General features: G+C 68.5%; 21 protein-coding genes. 12 read left to right on the plus strand and 9 right to left on the minus strand.

Annotated features, from left to right (window positions below; all coding sequences use genetic code 11):
* Nucleotides 1-2 precede the first annotated feature (2 nt).
* Nucleotides 3-302 (minus strand): YciI family protein, encoded by a 300-nt coding sequence (locus DIS04_RS06550; RefSeq protein WP_111412979.1) that lies wholly within the window; start codon nucleotides 300-302, stop codon nucleotides 3-5.
* Nucleotides 303-416: 114 nt separating this feature from the next.
* Here DIS04_RS06550 and DIS04_RS06555 point away from each other — a divergent pair, with 114 nt between their 5' ends.
* Both DIS04_RS06555 and DIS04_RS06560 read left to right on the plus strand, forming a co-directional pair.
* A complete protein-coding gene (locus tag DIS04_RS06555) occupies nucleotides 417-1346 on the plus strand; it encodes a PHP domain-containing protein (protein WP_111412980.1) in 930 nt (309 codons plus the stop codon).
* Nucleotides 1347-1384: 38 nt separating this feature from the next.
* The gene (locus tag DIS04_RS06560) at nucleotides 1385-2008 is read left to right on the plus strand and encodes an L-threonylcarbamoyladenylate synthase (RefSeq protein WP_111412981.1); all 624 of its coding nucleotides are present in this window, start codon (nucleotides 1385-1387) and stop codon (nucleotides 2006-2008) included.
* A 14-nt stretch (nucleotides 2009-2022) separates the two neighbouring features.
* Here DIS04_RS06560 and DIS04_RS06565 read toward each other — a convergent pair whose 3' ends face one another.
* Both DIS04_RS06565 and DIS04_RS06570 read right to left on the minus strand, forming a co-directional pair.
* Nucleotides 2023-2907, minus strand: coding sequence for an ion transporter (locus DIS04_RS06565; protein WP_111412982.1), 885 nt, complete (start codon nucleotides 2905-2907; stop codon nucleotides 2023-2025).
* Between the two features lie 60 nt (nucleotides 2908-2967).
* A complete protein-coding gene (locus tag DIS04_RS06570) occupies nucleotides 2968-3810 on the minus strand; it encodes a CYTH domain-containing protein (protein ID WP_111412983.1) in 843 nt (280 codons plus the stop codon).
* A gap of 128 nt (nucleotides 3811-3938) precedes the next feature.
* Here DIS04_RS06570 and DIS04_RS06575 point away from each other — a divergent pair, with 128 nt between their 5' ends.
* From DIS04_RS06575 to glrR, 6 genes are all read left to right on the plus strand, one after another.
* Nucleotides 3939-4619 (plus strand): TIGR00153 family protein, encoded by a 681-nt coding sequence (locus DIS04_RS06575; protein WP_111412984.1) that lies wholly within the window; start codon nucleotides 3939-3941, stop codon nucleotides 4617-4619.
* Between the two features lie 67 nt (nucleotides 4620-4686).
* Nucleotides 4687-5952 carry an inorganic phosphate transporter gene (locus DIS04_RS06580; protein WP_111412985.1) on the plus strand — a complete coding sequence of 422 codons (1266 nt, stop codon included), beginning with the start codon at nucleotides 4687-4689 and terminating at the stop codon, nucleotides 5950-5952.
* A gap of 248 nt (nucleotides 5953-6200) precedes the next feature.
* On the plus strand, nucleotides 6201-7514 hold the full coding sequence (argA, locus tag DIS04_RS06585) for an amino-acid N-acetyltransferase (protein ID WP_111412986.1): 1314 nt from the start codon (nucleotides 6201-6203) through the stop codon (nucleotides 7512-7514).
* An 889-nt stretch (nucleotides 7515-8403) separates the two neighbouring features.
* Nucleotides 8404-9909 (plus strand): sensor histidine kinase, encoded by a 1506-nt coding sequence (locus tag DIS04_RS06590; protein WP_111412987.1) that lies wholly within the window; start codon nucleotides 8404-8406, stop codon nucleotides 9907-9909.
* The gene (locus tag DIS04_RS06595; protein ID WP_245904506.1) at nucleotides 9900-10469 is read left to right on the plus strand and encodes a hypothetical protein; all 570 of its coding nucleotides are present in this window, start codon (nucleotides 9900-9902) and stop codon (nucleotides 10467-10469) included. The genes DIS04_RS06590 and DIS04_RS06595 overlap by 10 nt, the downstream gene beginning before the upstream one ends.
* A gap of 167 nt (nucleotides 10470-10636) precedes the next feature.
* Nucleotides 10637-11917: a two-component system response regulator GlrR gene (gene glrR / locus DIS04_RS06600; RefSeq protein ID WP_245904527.1), complete on the plus strand. Its 1281-nt coding sequence runs from the start codon at nucleotides 10637-10639 to the stop codon at nucleotides 11915-11917.
* A gap of 45 nt (nucleotides 11918-11962) precedes the next feature.
* Here glrR and xseA read toward each other — a convergent pair whose 3' ends face one another.
* The 6 genes from xseA to DIS04_RS06630 all read right to left on the minus strand — a co-directional run bounded on the left by xseA (nucleotide 11963) and on the right by DIS04_RS06630 (nucleotide 17464).
* Nucleotides 11963-13303, minus strand: a complete 1341-nt coding sequence (gene xseA / locus DIS04_RS06605; protein WP_111412988.1) for an exodeoxyribonuclease VII large subunit — start codon at nucleotides 13301-13303, stop codon at nucleotides 11963-11965.
* Between the two features lie 143 nt (nucleotides 13304-13446).
* Nucleotides 13447-13956 carry a PRC-barrel domain-containing protein gene (locus DIS04_RS06610; protein ID WP_111412989.1) on the minus strand — a complete coding sequence of 170 codons (510 nt, stop codon included), beginning with the start codon at nucleotides 13954-13956 and terminating at the stop codon, nucleotides 13447-13449.
* 129 nt (nucleotides 13957-14085) lie between these two features.
* On the minus strand, nucleotides 14086-14283 hold the full coding sequence (locus tag DIS04_RS06615; protein WP_111412990.1) for a CsbD family protein: 198 nt from the start codon (nucleotides 14281-14283) through the stop codon (nucleotides 14086-14088).
* 223 nt (nucleotides 14284-14506) lie between these two features.
* Nucleotides 14507-16009: a tripartite tricarboxylate transporter permease gene (locus tag DIS04_RS06620; RefSeq protein WP_111412991.1), complete on the minus strand. Its 1503-nt coding sequence runs from the start codon at nucleotides 16007-16009 to the stop codon at nucleotides 14507-14509.
* Nucleotides 16010-16019: 10 nt separating this feature from the next.
* Nucleotides 16020-16481 (minus strand): tripartite tricarboxylate transporter TctB family protein, encoded by a 462-nt coding sequence (locus DIS04_RS06625; RefSeq protein WP_111412992.1) that lies wholly within the window; start codon nucleotides 16479-16481, stop codon nucleotides 16020-16022.
* Complete coding sequence (locus DIS04_RS06630) at nucleotides 16478-17464, minus strand: Bug family tripartite tricarboxylate transporter substrate binding protein (protein ID WP_111412993.1); 987 nt, start codon at nucleotides 17462-17464, stop codon at nucleotides 16478-16480. The genes DIS04_RS06625 and DIS04_RS06630 overlap by 4 nt, the downstream gene beginning before the upstream one ends.
* Before the next feature lie 143 nt (nucleotides 17465-17607).
* On the opposite strand from DIS04_RS06630, the gene DIS04_RS20615 reads away from it, so the two are divergent.
* The 4 genes from DIS04_RS20615 to guaB all read left to right on the plus strand — a co-directional run bounded on the left by DIS04_RS20615 (nucleotide 17608) and on the right by guaB (nucleotide 22258).
* The gene (locus DIS04_RS20615) at nucleotides 17608-18276 is read left to right on the plus strand and encodes a response regulator (RefSeq protein ID WP_111412994.1); all 669 of its coding nucleotides are present in this window, start codon (nucleotides 17608-17610) and stop codon (nucleotides 18274-18276) included.
* A complete protein-coding gene (locus DIS04_RS20620; RefSeq protein ID WP_218938130.1) occupies nucleotides 18273-19676 on the plus strand; it encodes a sensor histidine kinase in 1404 nt (467 codons plus the stop codon). Before DIS04_RS20615 ends, DIS04_RS20620 begins: the two co-directional genes overlap by 4 nt.
* Complete coding sequence (locus tag DIS04_RS20625; protein ID WP_218938131.1) at nucleotides 19673-20686, plus strand: ABC transporter substrate-binding protein; 1014 nt, start codon at nucleotides 19673-19675, stop codon at nucleotides 20684-20686. Before DIS04_RS20620 ends, DIS04_RS20625 begins: the two co-directional genes overlap by 4 nt.
* Before the next feature lie 102 nt (nucleotides 20687-20788).
* On the plus strand, nucleotides 20789-22258 hold the full coding sequence (guaB, locus tag DIS04_RS06645; RefSeq protein ID WP_111412995.1) for an IMP dehydrogenase: 1470 nt from the start codon (nucleotides 20789-20791) through the stop codon (nucleotides 22256-22258).
* Nucleotides 22259-22310: the final 52 nt, after the last annotated feature.

A 22310-nucleotide genomic window follows, 5' to 3' on the forward strand; every position in this document is an offset into this window, starting at 1 on the left:
GCTCAGGGCAGCACTTTCTTGAACGGCTTCACGGTCGCCTTGGCGTAGACGCCGGCGATCATGTAGGGGTCGGCGTCCGCCCAGGCCTGGGCGGTCTCGAGGCTGTCGAACTCGGCGACCACCAGGCTGCCGCTGAAGCCCGCATCGCCGGGGTTCTCGGCATCCACTGCCGGGTGCGGGCCGGCCAGCACCAGGCGGCCCTCGTCGCGCAGTTTCTCCAGCCGCGCCAGGTGGTCGGGGCGGGCGGCCAGACGCCGCTCCAGGCTGTTCTTCACGTCTTCACTGATAATTGCGTACAGCATCGCAGCGTTCCTCGGGCAAGCGCGGTTTCACCGCGGACTCCAAGCGTGCGTTGACCGGCCGTCGCCGGGCGCGCACCATGGGCCATCATTTTGACAAAGTTGCCTGCCTGCGTCATGCCACAGCCCACCCTGCCCGCGCGTTTCGCCGGCGATCCCGCCCCCCTGGGCGTCGACCTGCACATGCACTCCACCGCCTCGGACGGCGCCCTGGCGCCCGCCGAGGTCGCCGCCCTGTGTGCCGCGCGCGGCGTGAGGCTGATGGCGCTGACCGACCACGACACCGTGGCCGGCGTGGCCGAGGCGGGCGAGGCGGCCAGCCGCCTGGGCGTGAGCCTGCTGCCGGCGGTGGAGCTGTCGACCCGCTGGCAGGGAATCGGCATCCACGTGGTGGGGCTGCTGCCGCAGGGGGTCCGCGGGGCGCTGGGCGCCGGCCTCGAGGCCCAGGCCGTGGCACGCGCGGCGCGCGCCGAGGAGATCGCCGCACGCCTGGAGCGGGTCGGGCTCGACGACGCCCTGGCCAGGGCCCGCGAGCAGGCCGGCCCCCATCGCCCCCTGGGGCGGCCCGACTTCGCCCGAGCGCTGGTGGCGGCGGGGCTGGTGCCCGACGTGGGCACGGCGTTTCGCAAGCATCTCGGCAGTGGCAAGGCGGGCGACGTCAAGGCGCACTGGCCGGCACTGGCCGAGGTGGTGGGCTGGGTGATCGAGGCGGGCGGCGTGGCGGTACTGGCGCACCCCCTGCGTTACGGGCTGACCCGGCGCAAGCGGGGGCAGCTGCTGGACGACTTCGCCGCGGCCGGCGGCCAGGCCGCCGAGCTGGTCAGCGGCTTCCAGAACGCCGACGTTACCCGCGACCTGGCCCGCCAGCTCGGCGAGCGGGAGCTGCATGCCTCGCTCGGCAGCGATTTCCACTTCCCCGGCGGCCACCTGGCCCCGGGCAGCATGAGCCCGCCGCCGCGCACCGCGGTGCCGCCGGTATGGACGCACCCGCGCCTGGCCGGCTTCGTCGCGGCGGGCTGCGACGCGCCCGCCTCCGGCGCGCTATAGTGGGCAGCACAAAATCGATGACGACAGGGAGGCCACTCATGGGGCAATTCTTCCAGATCCACCCGGAAAACCCGCAGAAGCGCCTGATCGACCAGGCGGTGCAGATCGTCCGCCAGGGCGGGGTGGTCGCCTACCCCACCGATTCCGGCTACGCCCTGGGGTGCCACCTGGGGGACAAGAAGGCGATCGAGAAGATCAAGTGGCTGCGTTCGCTGGACGACAAGCACAACTTCACCCTGGTGTGCTCCGACCTCTCCGACATCGGTACCTACGCCAAGGTCGACAACAGCGTGTTCCGCCTGCTCAAGGCCAACACGCCGGGGGCCTACACCTTCATTCTCAACGCCACCTCCGAGGTGCCGCGCCTGCTGCTGCACCCCAAGCGGCGCTCCATCGGCGTGCGCGTGCCCGATCACCGCATCACCCGTGCCCTGCTCGAGGCCCTGGGCGAGCCGCTGATGAGCGTGACGCTGATCCCGGTGGGCGAGGCGCTGCCGATGACCGACGCGGAGGAGATCCGCGAGCGCTACGATGCCCACCTGGACCTGATCATCGACGGTGGCGCCTGCCACCTGGAGCCCACCAGCGTGATCGACCTGCGCGAGCTGCCGCCGATCATCGTGCGCGAGGGGCGCGGCGACCTGGCGCCGTTCCAGGATTGAGTGCTTCGTAGTCGCTACTCCTTGCGCGTGTCGCTCGGCGGTTCGGCGAGGTGCGGGTCTTGCGTTTCCTCGTCCAGCCAGGTACCGCACTTGAGGCAGTAGAGCGCACGTTTTTCGTGGCGATCATGGCCGCAGCCGGGGCAGGCCTGATCGGAGTAGCGGTCAGCGCGAATCGAGCGGATCACTTCGGCCGAGAACACCCCGGTGGGCACGGCGATGATCGAGTAGCCGATCAGCATGACCAGGTTCGAGATCGCCTGGCCGAGGGGCGTCACGGGCACGATGTCACCGTAGCCCACCGTGGTCAGGGTGACGATGGCCCAGTAGATGGCCTTGGGGATGCTGGTGAAGCCGGCCTCGGGGGGCTCGATCATGTAGACCAGAGAGGCGAACAGGGTCACCAGCAGGAATACCGTGAACAGGAACAGGAAGATCTGGTGCCAACTGCGTAACAGCGCTTCCACCAGCAGACGACCCTCGCCGACGAACTGCATCAGGCGCAGCACGCGGAAGATGCGCAGCACGCGCAGCACGCGCACGATCACCAGGGTCTGAGCGCCGGGTAGCAGCAGTATCAACCAGGTAGGCAGGATGGCGATAACGTCGATCACGCCGTAGAAGCTGCGCAGGTAGCGCAGCGGCTTGTCGAGGATCCACAGGCGGACCAGCAGCTCGGCGGTGAAGGCGAGAGTGAAGCCCCACTCCACCCAGTAGAACCATTCGCCATAGGCCGCGCTGAGAGGGTCGACGGTATCGAGCATGACCACAATGACGCTGGCCAGGATCATCAGGATCAAGGCCAGGTCGAAGCCCTTGGCCAGCGGGGTATCGGACTCGAAGATGACCTGGAACAGGCGGGTACGCACACCTTCGGCGGCGGGTCGGAGCGGTTCAGTCATGCGTTTGCGTCCTGCTGCAAGTGGCTCATGGTCGGCTAGGCGCCAGGTGCTGAGAATGACTCACGCCGCCAGGCGGTGTGCCAGGCGCAGTGCGGTTCGACCGAACTCGACGTCGAACCAGTCGCGCTGTGCCAGCATGGCGGCGAGCTGGCCGGCATCGTCGCCGCCGCTGGCGGCAAGTGACAGCAGTGCCTGCCGGGCCGTCACCCTCCACGCATCGTCGCCGGTATCGGCCAAGGCATCCAGGGCCAGCAGGGCGCGGTGCAGGCGCTCGCCTTCGTCGGCTCCTTCGGGTAGCGTCCAGCGGCCGCCGAGCAGGGCGCTGCCGCGGGCGGCCTTGCTGGCGTCGGCGGGGCGCAGGGGAACCGTCTCGGCGAAGGCCAGCGCCAGGCTCCACAGCGCCTGGGGGTCGCCGTCCTTGAGCTCCAGCTCCAGTTCGTTGATCGTCACGCGGCGTCCGGCGGCGCGTATCTCGCCCTGGTCGAGCGCCACTTCGATGGTGGCCTCGGCCAGTTCCAGGCGCCACAGGCGGCGCTCGAAGTCGGTGGCGAAGCGCGGCTCGAGCCGTGCCAGTACCTGCGCACCCAGCGTGGCCATGGGGGGCAGGGCGGCAAGCCCGGCGCGGTCGAGGCTGCCGCCCGCCACCGGCCACTCCCACTCGCGGCGCCGGCTGTAGCCACCGCTGCCGTCGCCGCTGGCCTTGAGGGTCTGTATCCAGCTGTCGTCGCGGCGGCGCAGGCGCAGCGCCAGGCGAGCGGACTCGAGGTCGCCCTCGGGGGTATCGAAATAGGTGTTGGCCAGGCGCTGCGCGCCATCCACCCCGCCGCGCAGCAAGGGGTGCTGCAGCAGGCGTTCCGGCCCCGTCTCGCCCAGTGCCAGCTTCATCTCGATCTCTTCGCTCATGCCTCTTCCTGCTATTTGACTGGTGTGAGTGCGCGTCAGGAACTATCGTGGGATCAAATATTTCGATGACGTGACAGGGTGCCATTCTTTATACTGGCGCCGCCATTCCACAAGCGCATTACTACGCCATGGTCAAATCCAATCCGTTCTCGGCGATGTTCGGCCGCTCGCCGTTCCAGCCACTGCTGGCGCATATCGCCAAGTCCAACGAGTGTGCCGATCAGCTATTGCCGTTCTTCGAGGCGTCGCTGGCCGGTGACTGGGACGAGGCCGCCAGGGTCCGCGAGACCATCACGCAGCTGGAGCACGAGGCCGACAGCCTCAAGACCGAGCTGCGCCTCAACCTGCCCAACACCCTCTTCCTGCCCGTCTCGCGCAGCGACCTGCTCGACCTGATCAGCGTGCAGGACAAGATCGCCAACAAGGTGCGCGACATCACCGGGATCATGCTCGGCAGGCGCATGCGGGTGCCCGATGAGCTGGCCCAGCCCATGCGCGACTACATGCACACCGCGGTGGCCTGCGTCGCCCAGGCACGCCAGGCGCTGGAAGAACTCCAGGACCTGCTGGAGTCCGGCTTCGGCCGTCATGTCTCCGACGTGATGCAGAACCTGATCCGCGAGCTGCACATCCTCGAACAGCAGGCCGACCAGCAGCAGATCGACATCCGGCGCCGGCTCTTCGACCTGGAAGACACGCTCAAGCCGGTGGACGTGGTCTTTCTCTACAAGATCATCGACTGGGTCGGCGAACTCTCCGATCGCGCCGAGCGCGTCGGCAGCCGCCTCCAGATTCTCACTGCCCGGTAGGACGCCGCGCCCGGCGTCGCCGGGGGGCGCTCTCTCAACCTGACAGCCACATAGGACCCATCCCCCTATGTCGATCATTGCAGAGCACGCGAATACCTTCATCATCCTGGCCTGCCTCTTCGGTTTCTTCATGGCCTGGGGCGTCGGTGCCAACGACGTCGCCAACGCCATGGGCACCTCGGTCGGCTCCCGGGCGATCACCATCAAGCAGGCGATCATGATTGCGGTGGTGTTCGAGTTCCTCGGCGCCTGGCTCGCCGGCGGCGAGGTCACCCAGACCATCCGCAAGGGCATCATCGACCCCGCCGCGCTGGAGCACGACCCCCAGCTGCTGGTCTACGGCATGCTGGCATCGCTGCTGGCGGCGGCCACCTGGCTGCTCATCGCCTCGATGAAGGGCTGGCCGGTATCGACCACCCACTCCATCGTCGGCGCCATCGTCGGCTTCGCCCTGGCGGGGCTCGGCATCGATGCCGTGGGCTGGCCCAAGGTGGGTCAGATCGCCGCCAGCTGGGTGGTCTCGCCGCTGCTGGCCGGCACCATCGCCTTCACCCTGTTCAAGTCGGTGCAGCACCTGATCTTCGAGGCCAAGGATCCCTTCGCCGCGGCCAAGCGCTATGTGCCGTTCTACGTGCTGCTGGTCGGCTTCGCCATCTGCATGGTGACCCTGACCAAGGGCCTCAAGCACATGGGGCTGAACCTCGGCTTCGGCCCTAACCTGCTGCTGTCGCTGCTGTTCGGCTTCGGCATGATGGCGCTGGGCGGCTGGATGGAGCGGCGCGTGCAGGCCGGCAGCCGCCAGAGCGACCACTTCGGCTTCACCGGGGTGGAGCGGGTGTTCGGCGTGCTGATGATCTTCACCGCCTGCGCCATGGCCTTCGCCCACGGTTCCAACGACGTGGCCAACGCGGTGGGGCCGCTGGCGGCGGTGATCAGTGTCGTCGAGCACGGCGGCGCCATCGAGACGTCGGCGCTGGTGCCCTGGTGGGTACTGGTACTGGGCGGCGGCGGCATCGTGGTGGGCCTGGTCACCTACGGCCACAAGGTCATCGCCACGGTGGGTACCGGCATCACCGAGCTGACCCCCAGCCGCGGCTTCGCAGCGACCCTGGCCGCGGCGCTGACCGTGGTGCTCGCCTCGGGCACGGGGCTGCCGATCTCCACCACCCACACCCTGGTGGGCGCGGTGCTTGGCGTGGGCCTGGCGCGTGGCATGGCGGCGCTCAACCTGCGCGTGATCGGCACCATTGCCATGTCGTGGCTGATCACGCTGCCGGCCGGGGCCGGGCTGGCTATACTGTTCTTCTTCATGTTCAAGGGCATTTTCGGCTGATTGACTGCTGCGCTCGACATTCTGGCCGCCGGCGGTGCCGAAGCGTCGGACCGTCAAAATCCTCGTGTAGCAGGCTACACTCCGGTTTTTGCGCTCCGGCGGCGACCAGCCTGTCATCGCTCGCGACGTAAATCTGGCTGGGGTTATGACCGGTACACGGCGGCACCTTGAAGGTGCCGCCGTTTTCGTCGCTCTGATATAGTCGAAACCGATACATCCTCCCTTTCATCTGCTGCCGGAGAGCGGCCTTGGACACTCGTTTCCCCTTCGTCGACTGGTTCCGCAATTCCTCCCCGTACATCAACGCACATCGGGGCCGAACCTTCGTGATCCTGATCGAGGGCGAGGCCATGGCGCGCGGGCGAGGCGAGCAGCTGATCCAGGACCTGGCGCTGTTGCACACCCTCGGCGTGCGGCTGGTGGTGGTGTTCGGTATCCGCCCCCAGGTGGAGCAGGCACTCAGCGAGGCGGGCATCGAGCCGCGGCGGCACGACGGACGCTGGGTGGCCGACGAGGCGATCATGGCCTGCGTCGAGCGGGTCGCCGCCGAGCAGCGCCTGTGGCTCGAGGCGCGGCTCTCGCTGGGCCTGCCCAACACGCCGCTGCATGGGGTCGAGCTGACGGCCGTGTCCGGCAACCTGGTGATGGCCAAGCCGCTGGGCGTGCGCGAGGGCGTCGACTACGACCACAGCGGCGAGGTGCGTCGGGTGCGGGTCTCGGCGGTGCAGGGGCTGCTCGATCGCGGCTCGCTGGTGCTGCTGCCGCCGCTGGGCTTCTCCAGCACCGGCGAAGTGTTCGACCTGGATGCCGCCGAGGTGGCCCAGCACGCGGCCATGGCGCTGGCCGCCGACAAGCTGATCCTGCTGGGCGAGGCGGCCGGGCTCTACGACGAGAACGGCGCCCTGCAGCGCCAGCTGACCCCCGCCGAAGCCGAACCGCTGCTGGGCCAGATCGAGCCGGGCTGCGAGCAGGCGCGCCACATCGCCGCCGCCTGTGCCGCGGCGCGCCACGGCGTGGCACGCACCCATCTGCTCTCGTGGCAGGATCACGACGCCCTGCTGGGCGAGCTGTTCACCCGCGACGGCGTGGGTACGATGATCACCCGGCACCGCTACGAGCAGCTGCGCCCGGCCGAGCTCGGCGACATCGCCGGCCTGCTGGAACTGCTGGAGCCGCTGGAGCGGCGCGGCATGCTGGTGCCGCGCTCGCGCGAGCGCCTCGAGCACGAGATCGACGACTACCTGGTGATCGAGCGCGACGGCATGATCATCGGCTGCGCGGCGCTGCACTGCTTCGCCGAAGCCGAGATGGGCGAGCTCGCCTGCCTGGCCATCCACGTCGACTACCGCGGCGGCGCCCGCGGCGCGCTGCTGCTGTCGGGCGTCGAGCGGCGCGCGCGCCGGCTCGGGCTCGGGGCGCTGTTCGTGCTGACCACGCATACCGCCCACTGGTTCGTCGAGCACGGCTTCCGCCCGTCGGATATCGACTCGCTGCCCACGCTGCGGCGCGACACCTACAACCACGCGCGCAAGTCGAAGATCCTCGTCAAGACGCTCGCCTGAGCCCCGCTAGGCGCCTGTCACAGGCTGTTCGGGGCTTCGCCGCCGCCCGGAGATGGCTAGCCGGGCGGCGGCTGTCGCTTCGGGGCAACGCCGCCAGGCGCGTTGTCGCCGAACGGGAACACTGCAACTCCCTGTTTTTTCATGACCACGGAGGAGTTCCTCGAAACGGTGTCTCCTTTCGGTGACGAAAAACGGCCCGATCCCTCGATTTTTGTCCCGCTTTCCCGCCCGGATGTCGGCATGCCAACTCTTTATCCTTTTTATTTTGTTGATTTTAAAGCCATATCGAGATTCCTGGCACGCAAATGGCAATATACATGGTGAGCAACGAAGAAGTGATTCAAACGGCTCGAATCACTTCGGACCGTCGGGAGGCTCGGGTAACACCACCCCCCCATGCCCTGTGCGACCCGGGCTTCAAGACGATCAGCGTTCGCTCCGCGATGTGTAACTTAGGTTGCGATGAGACGGGTACCGCCGACAGGCAAGGAACGGTACCAGAAGGGCAAGGATGCCCCGGCAAGGATGCCTCATCCCCTTCGGGGGATCGAATTTCGGGCCAGCGCTGGTGAGTTTCCTCCCGCGGTGGCGCCATAGGACGAAGCCGGGTGGTTCGCCGCCCGCCCGTATCGGCAGCTCCTGGTGGCACTGGGCCGGTACGGGGCTTCGGGACCCTCGGGTCCACTGAAAGTATGGGACATGGCTCGACCAGGCGAACGATGCCTATATTTTCAACCCCTTCAGTTCCCTGCGTATTGGGCCGGCGTTCGCCGGCCTCTTTTTTTTCCGGCGGGGCGGTGTGGCGGGGCAGTAGCCGAGCGTGGAACTCTGTTATCCTTCAGGAACGTATATAGTGGTCCCTCATCTTCTCCTGAATAGAACATTGGTCATGACCAAACGGGTCTCGCGCCGCTGGCGTCCACGCTCATTGCTGCAGCTCGTGCTGCTGGCATTCCTGGTGGTAATGCTGCCGTTGGGAATCCTCATGTACCAGGCCGGCCAGGCCTTGTCCGAACTCTCTCGCCTGGCGGATGTCAGCGCTCGCCAGGCGGTGGAGGAGAGCCGGCGCGCCCGGGTGCTGAGCAACCTGGCCGTCGAGATGGAGCGCAGCGCGCGCCAGTACGCGGTGCTGGAGCAGGAGAGCCTGCTCGAACTCTATGCCGAGCGCCACGCCGAATTCGAGGAGCTGCTGGCCCAGCAGCGCCGTTTCCTGACCGATGACGCCGATGTGAAGGCACTCGAGGAGCAGCTGCTGCTGCTCGCCGAGCTGCCAGAGCTGGAGCCCGAGGCACTCGAGGTCTGGCTGTCGCTGTTCGTGCCGTTCGCCGAGCACACCGAGGCGATGCGCCAGTCCACCAATCGCCAGATCGACGCCAGCATCGAGATGATCAGTGCGCGAGCGGAAGCCGTGCAGTCGCGGCTATGGCTGCAGACCACGGCCCTGGTCTCCGCCAGCCTGCTGCTCATGCTGCTGTTCAGCTGGCTGATCATCCGGCCGGTGCGCCAGCTCGAACGCCGCATCCTCAGCATCGGCAGCGGCGTGGAGACCAACGACCGCGATACCATCCAGGGGCCCGCCGAACTGGTGCAGCTCGGCGACCGCCTCGACTGGCTGTCGACCCGGCTCAGTGACCTGGAGGCACAGAAGCAGCAGTTCCTGCGCCACATGTCGCATGAGCTGAAGACGCCGCTGGCCAGCGTGCGCGAGGGTTCGGCGCTGCTGGCCGACGGAGTCGCCGGCGAGCTGAGCCCCCGCCAGCGCGAGATCCTGACGCTGATCGATGCCAGCGGCCGCGAGCTGCAGCGCCTGATCGAGCAGCTGCTCGACTACAACCTGCTGCAGCACAACCAGCGCATCAGCCTCGAGCAGGTGGACCTGGCCACGCTGGTCAAGACCACGCTGTCCAAGCACCGGCTGGCGCTGGAGAACAAGGGTATGCACGTCATCGCCTTCGATGGCCCGCTGGAATGGGTGGTCGACCGTACCGCGGTGGGGCGCATTCTCGACAACCTGGTGTCCAACGCCATTGCCTATGGCGAGGATGGCGGCGAGCTGATGATTCGCGCCCATGGCGGCCGCGAGCATCTGATCCTCGACGTGGCCAACAGCGGCGAACCCATTGCCGATCATGACCGGCCGCGCCTGTTCGAACCCTTCTACCAGGGGCGTTCACGGCGCAAGGGGCCGCTCAAGGGATCGGGAATCGGGCTCTCGGTGGCGGCCGACTGCGCGCGCATCCAGAACGGCAGCCTGGCGCTGATCGAGGATCGGGAATTCGACGTGTGCTTCCGCCTGACGCTGCCGCGCCAGGTGCTTCCCTTGACCAAGGAAAACAATAATATAGAGCCCGTTGCAGTGGGCATCAACGCAAGGAGCGATGAGCGATGCAGGTGAACAAGAACTGCTGTGCAAGCAAGATTCTCGGTGCCGGCGGGCTGGCCCTGTTGATGGCCGGTTGCCAGTACCTGCCCGAGCAGGGCGGGACCGGCACGGAAGCGGAGGCGCCCTCGGCGGCCGCCTGCCGTGCCGCGGAGCCGACGTTCGAGAACGAGGCCTGCCTGCTGCCCAGCTGGGTGGCGTACGGCCTGGCGTCACAGCGTGGCGACGGAGAGTGGCGCCGGGAGGCGCTGAATGAGCTGGATGCGGCCTACGAGCGGAGCGAGGCCGAGCGCGAGCTGGCACGGGCCGTGGCCCTGGCCTGGGGCAACGAGCGGGAGTGGCGGCAGGCGGCGGAGCTCTACCAGGAGCACACCCACGCCGCCCCGGCCGACCTGCAGCCGCTGCTGCGCTACTGGCGCAACGAGCTGGAAGGACGGCGCTCGCTGGCCAGCAAGACCACGGAAGCCCGTGCCGAGGTGGCTTCCCTGCAGACCGAGAATGCCGAACTCTCCAAGAAGCTCGAGGCGTTGACCGCCATCGAGCAGAACATGAACCTGCGACAACAATCGCCCTGAGGGGCGACCAGGCAACACGGGAGATAGACGTGATGGAAGCGGCTCGATTGACCGATACACGCAAGAATGAGGCTCGCAGGCCGGCGGCGCGCACGTCGGGTGCGAAGTCAGGCAGTGCCCACGTTCTGCTGGTCGACGACGACGTCAGCCTGTTGCGTCTTCTCGGCATGCGGCTGGAAAGCCGCGGCTACCGGGTGACCACGGCCGAGAGCGGCGCCGAGGCACTGCGCAAGCTCGCGGCCGAGCGCCCCGACATCGTGCTCTCCGACCTGCGCATGGACGAGATGGACGGCCTCGCCCTGTTCCAGGCGATCCAGCGCGAGGTGCCGGGGCTGCCGGTGATCATCCTGACCGCCCACGGCTCCATCCCCGACGCCGTGAACGCCACCCAGCAGGGGGTGTTCAGCTTCCTCACCAAGCCGGTGGATCGCGACGAGCTGTTCAGCGCCATCGACGAGGCATTGACCCACCTGCCTTCCAGTAACGGCGACGACAGCGAGGCCTGGCGCGCCAGCATCATCACCCGCAGCCCCGAGATGGAGCGCGTGCTGGAGCAGGCGCGCATGGTCGCCTCGTCGGACGTCAGCGTGCTGATCACCGGCCCCTCCGGCTCGGGCAAGGAGCTGCTGGCGCGCGCCATCCACGACGCCAGCCCGCGCGCCAACAACCCCTTCGTCGCGATCAACTGCGGCGCGCTGCCCGAGCAGCTGCTGGAGAGCGAGCTGTTCGGCCACGCCAAGGGCGCCTTCACCGGGGCGGTAAGCGATCACAAGGGCCTGTTCCAGGCCGCCGAGGGCGGCACCCTGTTCCTCGACGAGATCGGCGACATGCCGCTGCCGCTGCAGGTCAAGCTGCTGCGCGCGCTGCAGGAGCGCCAGATCCGCCCGCTGGGCTCGACCCAGTCGATCCCGGTCAACGTGCGCATCCTTTCCGCCACCCACCGCGACCTCAGCCAGGCGATGCACCAGGGCGAGTTCCGCGAGGACTTCTTCTACCGCCTCAACGTGGTCAACCTGAAGCTGCCGGCGCTGAAGGACCGCGCCGAGGACGTGCCGCTGCTGGCGCGCCACCTGGTCGCCCAGGCGGCGGCGCGGCACAAGCCGTTCGTCAAGGGGTTCTCGCCGGAAGCGCTCAACCTGCTGGCCACCAGCGCCTGGCCCGGCAACGTGCGCCAGCTGGTCAACGTGGTGGAGCAGTGCGTGGCGCTGACCCGTTCACCGATGATCCCCGAGGCCCTGGTGGCCCAGGCGCTGGCGGCGGAGGACTGCGCGCTGCCGACCTTCAACGACGCCCGCGCCAGCTTCGAGCGCAGCTACCTGGTCAAGGTGCTCAAGATCACCGAGGGCAACGTGACCCAGGCGGCACGCATCGCAGGGCGCAACCGCACCGACTTCTACAAGCTGCTGAGCCGCCACGAGCTGGAGCCGAGCACCTTCAAGCCGGAGTGATGCCGGCCCGGCCATACTCGAGAGCGCCCTTCACGGGCGCTCTCTTCATTTCAGCCGGCGCTTGACCTCCACCTTCAACCGACCTCCGCCGAGGCGGGCAGTCAACGCCTGGCCGGGCTGGGTGTCGGCCGCACGCCGAATCACCTGGCCTTCGTCGTCCTGCAGGATGGCGTAGCCCCGCCCCAGCACCGCCAGCGGGCTCACCGCCTGCAACTGCCGCGCCAGGCCGGCCAGGTGCTCGCGGCGGTGCGCCAGGTCGCGCTGCATGGCCTGCCCGAGCCGGGCCCGGGCGCTCGCCAGCCGCTCGCCGGCCTGCTCGACCCGGCGGCGCGGGTGGCAGGCACTCAGCCGCCGCTGCAGGTGGCCCAACTGCTGGCGCTCCGCGACGAGGCGCAGGCGCACGGCGCGGCCCAGGCGGCTCTCGAGCTCGCCCAGTGTCCGGCGCTTCTGGGCCAGCACCTCGCCGGGGTGGCGCAGCCGCGCGCGCAGGTGGTCGAGCCGCTGCCCCTCGCGCTCGAGTCGCGCCAGGGTGCAGCGGGAGAGCCGGCGCTCGAGGTCGGCCAGGCGCAGCCGCAGGTCGCGCCCATCCGGTACCAGCATCTCGGCGGCGGCGGAGGGCGTGGGCGCGCGCCGGTCGGCGGCCAGGTCCGAGAGGGTCACGTCGACCTCGTGGCCCACCGCCGACATCACCGGCAGCCGGGAATGGAAGATCGCCCGCGCCAGGTGTTCGTCGTTGAAGGCCCACAGGTCTTCCAGGCTGCCGCCGCCGCGGGTGATCAGGACCACGTCGCGGCTCGGGTCCAGCGCCTGCTGGCGGTTGAGCAGCCCCAGCGCGGCGATCAGCGCCGGCGCCGCCTCGCGACCCTGCACGGGCACGGCGATCAGCGTGACCCGGGCCAGCGGCCAGCGCGCCTTGAGCACCGCCAGCACATCGCGAATCGCCGCCCCGGTGGGCGAGGTGAGCACCAGCAGGTGGCGGGGCGGGCAGGGCAGGGGGCGCGCATTGGCGAACACCCCTTCGGCCGAGAGCCGCTGCTTGAGCCGCTCCAGCGCGAGCAGCAGCTCGCCCTCGCCGGCCGGCTGCACCGCCTCGGCGATCAACTGGTAGTCGCCGCGCGGCTCGAACAGCGACACCCGCCCGCGCACCCTTACCCGGTCGCCGTCACGCATGGGCGCGGCGACGAAGCGGGCGCGGTTGCGGAACAGCGCGCCGCGCAGCTGCGCCGAGCTGTCCTTGAGGGTGAAGTAGACATGCCCCGAGGCCGGCCGCGACACCCCGGAGAGCTCGCCTTCCACCCACACCTCGCCGATGCCCGATTCGAGCAGCTGGCGGGCGCGGCGGTTCACTTCGCTGACGGAGAGGGCGCTATCGGTGGGCTGGGACATGAAACGGCGCTTCCTGGGCCTCGACGGGAGCCCCAAGGCTAGCATGGCGGCATCGTGCCAGCACGCGGCGGGATGACGAAAAAAAGCGCCGGGCGGGGCCCGGCGCAAGAGCGTCATGGGGAGGGACACTTCACGTCTGACGCTTATTCGAAATCGTCTTCGATGTCGCTATCGCCCTCGTCGCGGTCGGAGGCGGCCCCGGTGGTCCAGGCACCTTCGCTGGCACCGCCCTCATCGAGGCGGCGGTTACGCTCCTCGTCGAACCACTCCCCGTCATATTCGGGGAAGTCCTCGAGCTCGTCCTCGCTGGCGTCGACCATGATGCGGTGGGTGACCTCATCGTCGTCGCGCTCGGTTTCCATGCTGAAATGCTCGACGTCGACCACTACCTCGTCGCCGCCGATCCCCCACAGGCCGCCCGCGTTCACCACCACGGCGCTGACCTTGCCTTCGTCGTCCAGCAGCAGGTTCTCGACGCTGCCCACTTCCTCGTCGCTGTCGTCGACGTGGTAGACCTCGGCGCCGATGATGTCATCGGTGGAGTAGAGGCCCTGGGCCGCCTTGGCGTCGTCTTCCTGCGCTACCGCCTGGGTGCCAAAGGCCAGGCTTCCGGTTACCGCGGCAATTGCGATGGTCAATAGGCGCTTTTGCATGATCGTTCTCCTCTCCTTGGTTCCGGATCTTGCTTGTCTCTCGCTTCATCGGGCCTTCACTTCATTGGCCCGCACTGCATCGGGCCCACACTGCATCGGGCCCTCACTTCTCGGGCGCTGCATTACTAATTACAGGCTACGTGCCCAATCGTCGGCCTGGCGTTCCGCTTCCTCGCGTTCCAGGCCATAGCGCTGCTGGAGCTTGCCCACCAGCTGGTCCTTCTTGCCACCGATCTGGTCCAGTTCGTCATCGGTCAGTTCACCCCAGCTGCTGCGCGCCTTGCCTCTGACTTCCTTCCACTTGCCTTCGATCTGATCCCAATTCATCTCGCCACTCCTTCCGTGAGTGAACCTGCCGTTTCTATGCGTGAACCCGTCATGCACTTCAACAAGCTAGATCATGCACCTGGTGCTGTAAGTCAAAGTTGGTTTCGGACTGTTTCGAAGCGTAGTTGGGGGCCGGCCAAGATGGGAGGGCCCGGCCCAGGGCCGCCCCCGGCCAGGACAGCAAGCGAGAGGGAGTATCGCCGGGGCCAGGCCCCGGCGAGGTTCACGCGCGTCCCAGGCGCGCCTTGAACAGCTTGGGCAGCAGCCAGGGAACTATCAGCAGCGCCGCGGCGGCGATCCACAAGCCCAGCGAGATGCCCGAGCGCCACAGGACCTCGATCTCGCCCCCGCTGATCGACAGCGCACGGCGCAGGTTCTGCTCCATCAGCCCGCCCAGCACGTAGCCGAGGATCACCGGCGCCAGCGAGAAACCCAGCTTGCGCAGCAGGTAGCCGAACACGCCGATGATCAGCATCAGGTAGATGGCGGTGAGATCGGAATGCAGCTGGTAGACCCCCACGAAAGAGAGAATGGCGATTCCCGGCACCAGTACCCAGCGAGGTATCGTCAAGACCCTGGCGAACACGCCGGCCAGCGGCAGGTTGAGTGCCAGCAGCATGAGGTTGCCGATGTAGAGCGAGGCGATCAGGCCGCCGGTGACCTCGGGGTGATCCACGAACATCGTCGGCCCGGGCGCGATGTTGTAGAGCATCAGCGCTCCCAGCAGCACCGCCGTGGTCCCCGAGCCGGGGATCCCCAGGGTCAGCATCGGCACGAAGGAGCCCGCCGCGGCGGCGTTGTTGGCCGCCTCCGGTGCGGCCAGGCCGCGCATGTCGCCCTGGCCGAAGGTGCCGTGCTTGTCGGAGAGGCGTTTCTCGGTGGTATAGGAGACCGCACCCGCCACCGACGCGCCGGTACCTGGCAGCACCCCGATGATGAAGCCGATCAGGCCCGAGCGGCCCATCGCCCCCTTGCAGCTGAGGACCTCCTTGAGCGTGACGAAGACCCGGCCGAGCCGAGGCACGCCGTCTTCGCCATTCTTGCGGCTGGCGTGCTCCAGCATCAGCAGGATCTCGCTGATCGCGAACAGGCCGATGATCATGACCACGAAATCGATGCCGTCGTAGAGTTCGGCGAGGCCGAAGGTATAGCGCAGCACCCCGGTGCTGGAGTCCACGCCCACGGTGCCGATCAACACGCCCAGCACGGCGCCGATCGCGGTCTTGACCGGGTCCTTGCCCATCATCACCGCCATCGAGGCGAAGGCGAAGACCATCAGGGCGAAGAACTCGGCGGGACCGAACATCACCGCGACCTCGGCCAGCAGTGGGGCGAACAGGGTCAGCCCGATGATGGCGATGGTCGCACCGACGAACGAGCTCACCGCCGAAATGCCCAGGGCCGGGCCGGCCAGGCCCTTCTTGGCCAGCGGGTGGCCATCGAGGGTACTCATCACGGCACCGGCGTCGCCGGGCACGTTGAGCAGGATGCTCGACATGCGCCCGCCGTATTCGGCGCCGGTATAGATCCCGGCAAGAAGGATCAGCGCCGACTCCGCCGGCAGCCCCAGGGTATAGGCCAGTGGCATCAGGATGGCGATGCCGTTGATCGGCCCGATGCCCGGCAGGGCACCGAACAGCGTGCCGAGTACGGCCCCCAGGAAGGCGAGGCCAAGGTTGAGGGGCGTCAGCGCGACGCCGAACCCCTGCACGAGGAAATCGAACATGGTGCCTCCGTTACAGCAGCGCGCCCAGCCACTCACCGACGGGCAGCGAGATGCCCAGGCCGCGTGTGAAGAGGAAATAGCTACCCAGCGCCATCGTCACCCCGGTGACCAGGGCCTTGGCCCAGGCGGCCGCGAACAGGCGCGCCAGCGCGACGACGGCCAGCAGCGTGGTGACCACGAAGCCCAGGCGGGTGAAGAACAGCGCGTAGACCAGGAGGATGGCGAGTACCGCAAGCAGGCGCAGCGCCATCGCCCGGTGGGGCCATTCCCCGCTTTCGCCCGGGCGTACCACCAGCACCAGGGCGAGCATGGAGAGCAGCAGCGCCAGGCCCAGCGGGAAGGCCCTGGGCCCGACGGGATCGTAGCTGAAGGGGACATTGAGCCTCAGGGCCTGGACGGCGACGAACGCCGCCAGGCCGATCAGGACCATCCCCATGATGCGGTCGGCGACCTGACCCTTGTGGAATGTCATTGGCTCAGTCCCACCTCGTCGGACAGCGCCTTGAACTCGGCGACCTGCTCCTGCACGTAGGCGTCGAACTCCTCGCCGTAGAGCGCCATCGGGAATAGCCCCTGGTCCTCGCGCAGCTGGGCGAACTCGTCGCTTTCCTCCATGTCCCGCAGGCGCTCGACCCAGCTCTCGTACGCCGCATCGTCCACCTCGGGGCCCATGTAGTAACCGCGCCAGATGGGCCACTTCACGTCGTAGCCCTGCTCGACGGCGGTGGGAATGTCGGCATAGGGCCCTTCCACCCGCTCCTCGGCCAGCGCGGCCAGAACCCGGACCTTGCCGCTCTCGAGCTGCGAGCGAAGCTCGGAGAGATCGCCGGTGAAGACCTGGATATGGTCGCCCAGCAGAGCCGCCATGGCCTCGCCACCCCCCTCGAAGGACACGTAACGCAAGTCCTGGGGCTTCACCTCGGCGGCCTTGGCGGCCAGGGCGGCCTTCATCCAGTCCTGGCTGCCGATGCTGCCGCCCGCACCGATGGCGATCTCCTGCGGATTCTCGCGCAGGTCGTCCATCAGCTCGTCGAGGTCCTGCCAAGGGGCGTCCTCGCTAACCACGATGGCGCCGTAATCCACGCCGATCGCCCCCAGCCAGCGCACTTCGGTCGCGTCGTACTCGCCGAACTTGCCGAGCGCCAGGTTGACCGCGGCGCCGGTACTGGCGGCGACGATCAGGTTGGGGTCGTCTTCGCGCACGCCGTTGACGTGGTTGTAGGCCACGGCGCCGATGCCACCGGGCATGTAGCTGACGGCCATCGGCCGCTCGATCATGCCGCTCTCCTGCAGGCCGTTGGCGGCGAGGCGGCAGGTCAGGTCGTAACCGCCGCCCGGCTTGGCCGGGGCGATGCACTCGGTGGCTTCGGACTGGGCCTGGACGCTGCCGGCCATCAGCAGGCCACCCAGCAGGGCCAGGCCGGAACCGCAGCGAAACGCTGTGTTGATCTTCATGGCGAACTCCTGTTCTCTTGTTGTGAAAACGCGGAGAGGAATGTCCCCGCCCGCCATCGCCGTGGATGACAGAACGGCCATGCTAGGCGCTCAACCTTTCATCAACCTGTCACCTCGCTGTCGCTTCATGAGACTTTGGTCGTATGCGTCTGCTCGTCGTCGAGGATGATCCTCTAATCGCCCGCTCGCTGGAGCAGGCCCTGACGCCGCTGGGCAACACCGTCGAGGCCTTCACGCGCCATGCCGACGCCAGCGCCGCGCTGCGCCACGATCGCTTCGACCTGGTGCTGCTCGACCTGGGGCTGCCGGATGGCGACGGGCTGGCGCTGCTCGGCGAACTGCGCGAGCGCGGCGACACCACCCCGGTGCTGATCCTCACCGCGCGCGACGGCATCGACGACCGCGTGCGCGGGCTCGACCTCGGCGCCGACGACTACCTGGCCAAGCCGTTCTCGCTCGTCGAGCTCGAGGCGCGGGTGCGGGCCCTGCTCAGGCGCAGCCAGCAGCGAATCGACAACCGGTTGCGGCTCGGGGCGCTGTGCTTCGACTCCGTCGCCGGCCTGGCCTACCTCAACGACACGGCCCTGGAGCTGCCGCGCCGTGAGCTGGCGCTGATCGAAGGGCTCCTGCTGCATGCCGGCAACATCGCACCGCGCGAGATGCTCGAACGCCGGCTGTTCGGCTTCGGCGAGGTGGGGCCGAACGCGCTGGAGGTCTACATCAGCCGGCTGCGCAAGCGGCTGCAGGGCAGCGGGCTGCGCATCCGCACTTTCCGCGGGCTGGGCTACCGGCTGGAGGAAGCGGAGGCGTGATCGTCGTCGATGGCACGCTCAAGACGCGCCTGGCCCTGTGGCTGCTGGCCACCGTGGCCAGCCTCGGCCTGCTGTTGCTGGTCGAGGCCTACCTGAGCGCGACCCGTGCCGCCGAGCGCGCCTACGACAGCCAGCTGGAAGCCGCCGCGCTGACGATCGCCGAGGCGGTGCAGTGGCAGGACGGCCAGCCGCTGGTCGAGATTCCCCTGGCGGCGCTGCAGATCATTGCCACCCGCCATCAGGAGCGGGTCTTCTACGCCGTGCTCGATGCCCGGGGCGAGCCTCTCTCGGCCAACCTGGACCTGGCCATCGAGAAGCGCTGGCGCGACGCCGCCGCGGAGCGGCCCTCCTGGCACGACGCCGACCATCGCGGGCAGCCGTGGCGGCTGCATGGCCGCGAATTCGATTCGGCGGGGTGGGAGACCCAGGACCCGGTGCAGATCTGGGTCGGGCACACCCTGGCCGGCCGTCGCTCGCTGAGCGGCGAGCTCTTCGAGCATGCCGTGACCCGTTTCCTGGCCATGGTGCTGGTGGCGGGCCTGCTGATGTTCCTGGCCATGCGCGTGGCGCTGGCACCGATGCGGCGGCTGCGCCACCAGTTGCGTCGCCGCGCCGCCGACGACATGCGCCCGCTGGACGCGCGGGTGCCCAGGGAGCTGCAGGAGCTGGCCGAAACCCTCGACAACCTCTTTGCCCGCCAGCGCAACAGCCGCGATGCCCTGCTTCGCTACACGGCGGACGCCAGCCACCAGCTCAAGACCCCGCTGGCCGGCCTGCAGAGCGCCAGCGAGCTGGCCCTCAAGAGCGAGGACCCCAACGCCTGGCGCCGCGCCCTGGGCGAGGTGCACGACGGGGCGGCGAGAACCAGCCGGTTGGCCAACCAGCTGCTGAGCCTGGCCCGGCTGCGCCATGTCGCCGACGCCAGCCGCCTTGCCCCCGTCGACCTGGGCGCCCTGCTGCGCGAGACGCTGCTGGAGTGGGCCGACCGCGACCTGGCCGGCGCGCACGACCTGGGCCTCGCCCCGTTGCCCGCCCGGCCCGTGCTCGTGCCGGGGGAGCCCTGGGCGCTGCGCGAGCTGCTCGGCAACCTGATCGACAACGCGCTGCGCTACACCCCGCCGGGCAGCGAAATCACCCTGGGCCTGAACGACGAGGAGGAGAGCGTGGAACTCTACATCGAAGACGACGGCCCCGGTGTCGAGCCCTCGCGGCTGGCGCGGCTGCACCAGCCCTTCGAGCGGGGCGGGCGCCAGGACACCGAGGGCTCCGGCCTGGGGCTGGCGATCGTCGACTCCATCGCCCGCCGCCACGGAGCCGAGTGGCGGGTGGAGAACCGCACCCCGCACGGCCTGCGCATCACGCTGCGCTTCCGCCGCCTGCCTGGGGCGAGCGTCGCGTGAGCTGGCGCCTGCTGCTGGGCGGCTGGTGGCTGAGCCTGGCGCTGCCGGCCTGGTCCGAAGTGCTGGTGATCGAGGCGGCGCTGGATCATGACGTGGCGGCACCGCTGTTGAGGGCGTTCGAGCAGGCCCACCCGGGCATCGAACTCGACTACCGCGACAGCTCCACGCTGGAGGTCGATTCGCGTATCGTGGCCGACGACCCGCCCGACGTGGTGATCAGCTCGGCCATGCCGTGGCAGATGGCACGCACCAACGAAGGCTACGCCAGCCGCCTGGAGTCGGCCGAGGCACGGGCCTGGCCGGAATGGGCCAAGTGGCGCGAGGAGGTGTTCGGCTTCACCTTCGAGCCGATCGTCATCGCCTACCGCCTCGACCTGGCTCGCCACATGACGCCGCCGGCCACCCATGCCGACCTGCATGCCCTGCTGACCGAGGAGCGCGAGCGCCTGCGCGGGCGCGTGACAACCTATTCGCCCGCCGAGAGCGGCATCGGCTATTCGCTTTTCCAGCAGGATGCCCGCTATAGCACCCGGTTCTGGGACCTGGTCGCCGCCATGGGCAACGCCGAGGCCGTGCTCGAAGGCAACACGCGCGACATGCTCGAAGGCATCAGCGAAGGCCGCTACTGGCTGGGCTACAACCTGCTGGGCTCCTACGCCATGGTGTGGGCCCAGGAGCATCCCGAGGTGATCGTCCAGGTGCCCCAGGACTACGCGCTGGTGATGATGCGCATGGCGTTCATTCACCGCGATGCGCCGCACCCCGCCGCGGCCCGGCAATTCCTCGATTTCCTGCTCAGCCGCGAAGGCCAGCGCGTGATCGCCGGCGAGACGCCGCTGTTCAGCGTGCGCCCCGACGTGATCGGCCCCTATACCGCGCAGCGGCTGCGCGATCAGGTCGGCGATCGGCTCTATCCCATCCCGCTCAATGCCTCGCTGCTGGCCTTCGTCGACCCGCAGCGCCGCGCCGCCTTCATGCAGCGCTGGCGGCGCGAATTCGAACGCCGCTGACCCGCCGGCGAGCCGGCCTTCGCATTGCCCGGGCCTTTGCCGGAGCGCTATAATGGTCGATTACTTTCCCCACTCCCCCACCAGCACTGGGTGTTGCCGACTATGCTACGTATGGCCCAAGAAGCTCTTACGTTCGACGACGTATTACTCGTACCCGGCTACTCGGAAGTCCTGCCCAAGGACGTCAGCCTGCGAACCCGCCTGACCCGCGACCTCTACCTCAACATCCCCCTCGTCTCCGCCGCCATGGACACCGTCACCGAAGCCCGCCTGGCCATCGCCATGGCCCAGGAAGGCGGCATCGGCATCATCCACAAGAACATGGCCATCTCGGCCCAGGCCGCCGAGGTGCGCAAGGTCAAGAAGCACGAGAGCGTGATCGTCAAGGACCCGGTGACCGTGGGGCCCAAGGCCAAGCTCGAGGACCTGCTGGCGATGGCCCAGGAGTACGGCTTCTCCGGCTTCCCGGTGGTGGAGGGCGAGACCCTGGTGGGGATCGTGACCGAGCGCGACATGCGCTTCCAGCCCAACCACGGCGACCGCGTGACCGACATCATGACCCCGCGCGAGCGGCTGGTCACCGTGCCCGAGGGCACCGAGCTGGACGTGATCAAGAGCAAGATGCAGGAGCATCGGGTCGAGAAGATGCTGGTGGTCAACGACGCCTTCCACCTGCGCGGCCTGGTCACCTTCAAGGACATCGAGAAGGCACGCACCTTCCCCAACGCCGCCAAGGACGCCGACGGCCGCCTGCTGGTCGGCGCCGCGGTGGGCACCGGCCCCGAGACGCCCGACCGCGTGGCCGCGCTGGCCGAGGCCGGGGTGGACGTGATCATCGTCGACACCGCCCACGGCCACTCCAAGGGCGTGATCGACCGCGTCGCCTGGGTCAAGGAGCACTTCCCGCAGATCCAGGTGATCGGCGGCAACATCGCCACCGCCGCCGCCGCCCGCGCCCTGGCCGAGGCCGGCGCCGACGGCGTGAAGGTCGGCATCGGCCCCGGTTCCATCTGCACCACCCGCGTGGTGGCAGGGGTCGGCGTACCGCAGATCACCGCCGTTTCCAACGTCGCCGAGGCGCTCGAGGAGTTCGACATTCCGCTGATCGCCGACGGCGGCGTGCGCTTCTCCGGCGACCTGGCCAAGGCCATCGCCGCCGGCGCCAGTTCGGTGATGGTGGGTGGCCTGCTGGCCGGCACCGAGGAGGCCCCGGGCGAGGTCGAGCTGTTCCAGGGCCGTACCTACAAGGCCTACCGCGGCATGGGCTCGATGGGCGCCATGGCCCAGAGCCAGGGCAGCGCCGACCGCTACTTCCAGGACAAGGACGCCGGCGCCGAGAAGCTGGTACCGGAAGGCATCGAAGGCCGCGTGCCCTACAAGGGCGTGATGAGCGCCATCGTCCACCAGCTGATGGGCGGCCTGCGCGCCTCCATGGGCTACACCGGCTGCACCAGCATCCAGGAGATGCGCACCAAGCCGGAGTTCGTGCAGATCACCGGCGCCGGCTTCGCCGAATCGCACGTTCACGACGTGCAGATCACCAAAGAAGCGCCCAACTATCGGGCGGGCTAACCGCCAGCTCGTAAGAGACAAACGCGGCGGGGGCTAACTCCGCCGCTCGTTT

It is taken from the genome of Billgrantia lactosivorans (genome assembly GCF_003254665.1).
Lineage (GTDB): Bacteria > Pseudomonadota > Gammaproteobacteria > Pseudomonadales > Halomonadaceae > Halomonas > Halomonas lactosivorans.

Coding starts and splice junctions, on each gene's coding strand:
- DIS04_RS06550 (WP_111412979.1), bottom strand. CDS start 302: ATGCTGTACGCAATTATCAGTGAAGACGTGAAGAACAGCCTGGAGCGG.
- DIS04_RS06555 (WP_111412980.1), top strand. CDS start 417: ATGCCACAGCCCACCCTGCCCGCGCGTTTCGCCGGCGATCCCGCCCCC.
- DIS04_RS06560 (WP_111412981.1), top strand. CDS start 1,385: ATGGGGCAATTCTTCCAGATCCACCCGGAAAACCCGCAGAAGCGCCTG.
- DIS04_RS06565 (WP_111412982.1), bottom strand. CDS start 2,907: ATGACTGAACCGCTCCGACCCGCCGCCGAAGGTGTGCGTACCCGCCTG.
- DIS04_RS06570 (WP_111412983.1), bottom strand. CDS start 3,810: ATGAGCGAAGAGATCGAGATGAAGCTGGCACTGGGCGAGACGGGGCCG.
- DIS04_RS06575 (WP_111412984.1), top strand. CDS start 3,939: ATGGTCAAATCCAATCCGTTCTCGGCGATGTTCGGCCGCTCGCCGTTC.
- DIS04_RS06580 (WP_111412985.1), top strand. CDS start 4,687: ATGTCGATCATTGCAGAGCACGCGAATACCTTCATCATCCTGGCCTGC.
- DIS04_RS06590 (WP_111412987.1), top strand. CDS start 8,404: ATGACCAAACGGGTCTCGCGCCGCTGGCGTCCACGCTCATTGCTGCAG.
- DIS04_RS06595 (WP_245904506.1), top strand. CDS start 9,900: ATGCAGGTGAACAAGAACTGCTGTGCAAGCAAGATTCTCGGTGCCGGC.
- glrR (WP_245904527.1), top strand. CDS start 10,637: ATGCGGCTGGAAAGCCGCGGCTACCGGGTGACCACGGCCGAGAGCGGC.
- xseA (WP_111412988.1), bottom strand. CDS start 13,303: ATGTCCCAGCCCACCGATAGCGCCCTCTCCGTCAGCGAAGTGAACCGC.
- DIS04_RS06610 (WP_111412989.1), bottom strand. CDS start 13,956: ATGCAAAAGCGCCTATTGACCATCGCAATTGCCGCGGTAACCGGAAGC.
- DIS04_RS06615 (WP_111412990.1), bottom strand. CDS start 14,283: ATGAATTGGGATCAGATCGAAGGCAAGTGGAAGGAAGTCAGAGGCAAG.
- DIS04_RS06620 (WP_111412991.1), bottom strand. CDS start 16,009: ATGTTCGATTTCCTCGTGCAGGGGTTCGGCGTCGCGCTGACGCCCCTC.
- DIS04_RS06625 (WP_111412992.1), bottom strand. CDS start 16,481: ATGACATTCCACAAGGGTCAGGTCGCCGACCGCATCATGGGGATGGTC.
- DIS04_RS06630 (WP_111412993.1), bottom strand. CDS start 17,464: ATGAAGATCAACACAGCGTTTCGCTGCGGTTCCGGCCTGGCCCTGCTG.
- DIS04_RS20615 (WP_111412994.1), top strand. CDS start 17,608: ATGCGTCTGCTCGTCGTCGAGGATGATCCTCTAATCGCCCGCTCGCTG.
- guaB (WP_111412995.1), top strand. CDS start 20,789: ATGCTACGTATGGCCCAAGAAGCTCTTACGTTCGACGACGTATTACTC.